Below are 3,924 nucleotides of genomic sequence, written 5' to 3' on the forward strand. Positions count from 1 at the left end.
GCGATGAGGTCGGTGGTGAGGTCGTCGCCCGGCTCGGCCCGCTTGGCGGCGACCACCGAGCCGAGCAGCGCGAACAGCGACTGCCGCGCGGCGACGGCGGCCTCGGGCGTCGCGGAGCTGGAGACCAGGGTGTCGGAGAGCTCGTGCAGCTCGTCCTGCTGCTTGGGCGGCAGGCCGAGCAGCTCGCCGATCACCTGCATCGGCAGCGGGTAGGCGAAGTGCTCGCGCAGGTCGAAGCCGTCCTCCGCCAGGCCCTCCAGCCCGGCGATCCGGTCGAGCAGCGCGACGGCCCGGGCCTCGACGGCGGGCTGCAGCGCGGCGATCCGGCGCGGCGTGAAGGCCTGGGTGACCAGGCCGCGCAGCCGCCGGTGGTCCTCGCCGTCGGCGGTGACCATGCCGGGGACGGTGACGAAGGTGATCAGTGGCCAGCCCTCGGGCAGCAGCCCCTCCCGGAAGGTCGTCCACAGCTGCGGGTCCTTGCCGACGCGCGGGTCGGCGAGCAGCTCCTGCAGCGTGTCGTGGTGGGTCACTGCCCAGACCACCACCCCGCCAGGGAGCTCCACCAGGACCGCCGGGCCGGCTTCCCGGAGTCGGGCGTTCTCCCCGTGCTGGTCGCGTCCGAGGACGTCGAGCCGGACGGGTTCGGGCCGGAGGGGCTCTGACCGGAGGGGCTGGGGCCGGACGGCACCGCTTCGGTCCCCTCCGCCCGCGCCGGACCGAAGGTCGGGTCCTGCTCCTCCGGAGCCGTGAGCGGTATCTGCGGCGGTGTCCATGCGGCGGGCCTCTCGGGGGCTGGCGGTCGGGGCGGGGTGAAGGCGCTGTAGAGCACCGGGAGGCTGACCAGGGCGCGCGACCACGGGGACGGGCGCCAGGCCAGCTCATGGGCGGGCACGGCCAGTTGGAGGTCCGGCAGCCGGTGCAGCAGGGTCTCGATGGCGGTCTCGACGATGATCCGGGCCGGGTGCTGGGCCGGGCAGACGTGTTTGCCCGCGCCCCACGCCAGGTGCGCCCGGTTGCCGCCGAGCGCGCCGTGCCCCAGCGCGCCGGGGCCCTGGGCGGCCGGGTCGGCGTTGGCCGCGGCCAGGCCGAGCACGAGCATGTCGCCCCGGCTGATGTACTGGCCGCCGAGCACGGTGTCGTCGGTGGCCCAGCGGCCCGGGAAGTTCTGCGTCGGCGGGTCGCGCCAGAGCACCTCCTCCAGCGCGTCGGCGACGGTCAGCCGCCCGCCGGTGAGGGTGGCCCGGAAGCGGCGGTCGGTGAGCAGCAGCCGCAGCGTGTTGCCGGTCCAGCAGATGGTGGTCTCGTTCCCGGCGACCATCATCACCACCAGGTGGTGCACCGCCTCCTCGTCGGTCAGCGCGGCCGGGTGGGCCAGCAGCCAGGAGGTGAGGTCGGCGCTCGGCGTGGCCCGGCGGCGCTGCACCAGGTCCACCAGGACCGCCTGGAACTCCTGGTTGGCGCGCACCGATTCGGCGCCGCTGTCGGCGATGTGGCTGATCAGCCGGATCAGGTGCGGACCGGCGTCGGCGGGCAGGCCGAGCAGCTGGGTGAAGACCAGCAGCGGCAGCCGGCGCGCGTACTGGGTGACCAGGTCGGCGGTGCCGTCCGGGCCCCAGCTGTCGATCAGCGCGTTGGCGGCCGTCTCGGTCGTCCCGCGCAGCTGCCGGTGGTCGATCTGGGCGAGCGTGTCGGCGACGGCGGCGCGCAGCCGCTGGTGCTCGACGCCGTCCAGGTTGAGCAGGGTCGGACGCCAGGCGGTCATCGGCTGGAGCCGCGAGTCCGGGGCCAGCCGACCCTCGGCGGGTACCCGCCAGCGGCGCGAGTCCTTGGAGAACAGCGCCTCGTTGCGGGTGAGTTCGAGCAGCTCGGGGTAGCCGAGGACGAGCCAGGCCTCGACGCCGGGCTCCAGCTCGATCGGCGCCACCGGGCCGTACTGGGCGCGCAGCCGGGCGTACAGGCCGTGCGGGTCGTCGGCCACGGCGGCGCCGTACAGCGGGGTGAGCGGCACCCCGGCGGGCAGCCCGCCGGGCAGGGTCCCGCGGTGGGTCAGCGCGTCGAACGGGCCGCCCGCGTGGGCGGGGCACCCCGGCGGCGGGACGGCGGCGGTGCCGGCGGGCTCGGGAACGGTCATCTCTGCAGCTCCAGGACGGCGGTGCGGTGCAGGTGGTCGACGAAGTCGATCAGCAGGTCGTAGGCCGCCCGCCGGTCCCGTGCGTCGCAGTAGAGGATCGGCGCCCCGGGCAGCAGGTCCAGTGCCGCGCGCAGCTCCTCCTCCGGGTAACTCGGCGCGTCCGGGAAGGTGTTGACGGCGACCGCGAACGGGATCCGCTGCTCCTCCAGCCGGCCGAGCACGTCGAAGCTCTCGTCCGGGCGGCGCAGGTCGACCATGGCGATCGCGCCGAGCGCGCCGCGCGACAGGTCGTCCCAGAGCGGCCAGAACCGCTGCTGGCCGGGCGTGCCGAACAGGTACAGCGCGAGCCGCCGGTTGAGCGTGATCCGGCCGAAGTCCAGCGCCACCGTGGTGGTGGTCTTGCCGGCGCGCCCGGTGAGGTCGTCCACGCCGGCGCTGGCGGCCGTCATGGTCTCCTCGGTGCGCAGCGGGGTGATCTCGCTGAGCGAGCCGACCAGGGTGGTCTTGCCCACCCCGAACGGACCGGTGACCAGGATCTTCACCGCGCCCTGGACGGACGGCGGCAGGTACTGCGGTTCGGCGGGCGGGGCGGAGGGCGCGGCGGTCACCGGGTCGGCGAGCGGGTCAGCGGAGTTGGCGGAGGCCAACGAGCACCTCTTCCAGGAGAGTGGTGGGCAGGCGCTCGGCCTGCGGGACGGGCGGGAGCACCTGGACGGCGCCGAGGTCCCAGAGGTCGCCGACGAGCACCTTGACGACCCCGAGCGGCAGCCCCAGGTGGGCCGCCACCTCGGCGATCGACAGCAGGCTGCGGCAGAGGTCGACGATCCGCTGGTGCTCGCGGTTGAGCAGCGCGTCGTCGGGGAGCTCGGGCCGCTCGGGTAAGGCGCTGACCAGGCTCTCGATCGCCAGCTCGGGGCGGGTGGAGCGGCTGCGGCCGCCGGTGATGACGTAGGGGCGGACCGGGCCGCCGCTCACCGGTGGCCCCCCGCCGCGAGATCGGCGCGCGGCGGGCTGGTGAGATGGGTGCCGATCCGCTCGACGAGGACCTGCATCTGGTAGGCGACCAGGCCGGCGTCGACGGCCTCGCCGGTCACCACGGCCAGGTGGGCGCCGGCCCCGGCGGCGACGATGAAGAGGTAGCCGCCGCCGTACTCGATGATGATCTGCCGGGTGGCGCTGTGGTGACCGCCGAAGCCCTGGGCGACGCCGCGGGCCAGCGACTGCAGTCCGGAGCAGGCGGCGGCGAGGCGCTCGGCGTCCTCGCGGACGATGCCCTCGCTGCGCCCGATCTCCAGGCCGTCGTTGGACACCACGACGGCGTGCTGGACCTCGGGGACGTTGATGATGTCGGCGAGCAGCCAGCCGAGGTCAGGGGTGGTGGTCATGGAACTCTCCGGAGCGCTGGGGAAGCTGGGGGGAAGCGGGAAGGGAAGGGTCGTGCGGGGCCGGGCCCGGGGCGCGGTCCGAGGGGTGGAGACCGGCGGGGTCCTGGCCGAACGGGCCGCGGGGGCGGCCCCGGTCCTGCCACTCGGCCCGGACCTGGGCCTCGGCCTGGACCTGGTGGACCGCCTGGGACTGGGAGTTGGCCCGGGCGGCCGAGCGGCCGCTGGCGGTACCGGCCTGGAACATCGACATGAACGCCTGCGCCTGCTGCGCCGAGCGGTACGGCGGAGCCGGCGGGGCGGTGGCGGCGTTGGCCGCGTGCCGGTTGGCGGCGCGGCCGCGCCGGTGGCTCCGGCGGGGCAGCGGCGGCGGAGCGGCGCCGCCCGCCGACGGGTCGCCCGCCGCAGGGC

General features: G+C 75.5%; 4 protein-coding genes and 2 pseudogenes. All 6 read right to left on the bottom strand.

All coding sequences use genetic code 11. The features are described from left to right. Positions 1-530: pseudogene (locus tag ACFVFS_RS40670) on the bottom strand (cytochrome P450); the annotation flags it as partial. Beyond that, positions 527-2,131 (bottom strand): cytochrome P450, encoded by a 1,605-nt coding sequence (locus tag ACFVFS_RS40675; RefSeq protein WP_380630156.1) that lies wholly within the window; start codon positions 2,129-2,131, stop codon positions 527-529. The gene ACFVFS_RS40675 and the pseudogene ACFVFS_RS40670, both read right to left, overlap by 4 nt. After that, positions 2,128-2,739 (bottom strand): ATP/GTP-binding protein, encoded by a 612-nt coding sequence (locus ACFVFS_RS40680; protein WP_380630158.1) that lies wholly within the window; start codon positions 2,737-2,739, stop codon positions 2,128-2,130. The genes ACFVFS_RS40675 and ACFVFS_RS40680 overlap by 4 nt, the downstream gene beginning before the upstream one ends. A gap of 16 nt (positions 2,740-2,755) precedes the next feature. After that, positions 2,756-3,106: a DUF742 domain-containing protein gene (locus ACFVFS_RS40685; protein ID WP_380630157.1), complete on the bottom strand. Its 351-nt coding sequence runs from the start codon at positions 3,104-3,106 to the stop codon at positions 2,756-2,758. Continuing rightward, positions 3,103-3,516 (bottom strand): roadblock/LC7 domain-containing protein, encoded by a 414-nt coding sequence (locus tag ACFVFS_RS40690; protein WP_376086659.1) that lies wholly within the window; start codon positions 3,514-3,516, stop codon positions 3,103-3,105. The genes ACFVFS_RS40685 and ACFVFS_RS40690 overlap by 4 nt, the downstream gene beginning before the upstream one ends. After that, a pseudogene (locus tag ACFVFS_RS40695) lies at positions 3,500-3,924 on the bottom strand (hypothetical protein); the annotation flags it as partial. The gene ACFVFS_RS40690 and the pseudogene ACFVFS_RS40695, both read right to left, overlap by 17 nt.

Origin of the sequence: Kitasatospora sp. NPDC057692 (genome assembly GCF_042799475.1) — a bacterium.
Taxonomy (GTDB): domain Bacteria; phylum Actinomycetota; class Actinomycetes; order Streptomycetales; family Streptomycetaceae; genus Kitasatospora.

Coding starts and splice junctions, on each gene's coding strand:
- ACFVFS_RS40675 (WP_380630156.1), bottom strand. CDS start 2,131: ATGACCGTTCCCGAGCCCGCCGGCACCGCCGCCGTCCCGCCGCCGGGG.
- ACFVFS_RS40690 (WP_376086659.1), bottom strand. CDS start 3,516: ATGACCACCACCCCTGACCTCGGCTGGCTGCTCGCCGACATCATCAAC.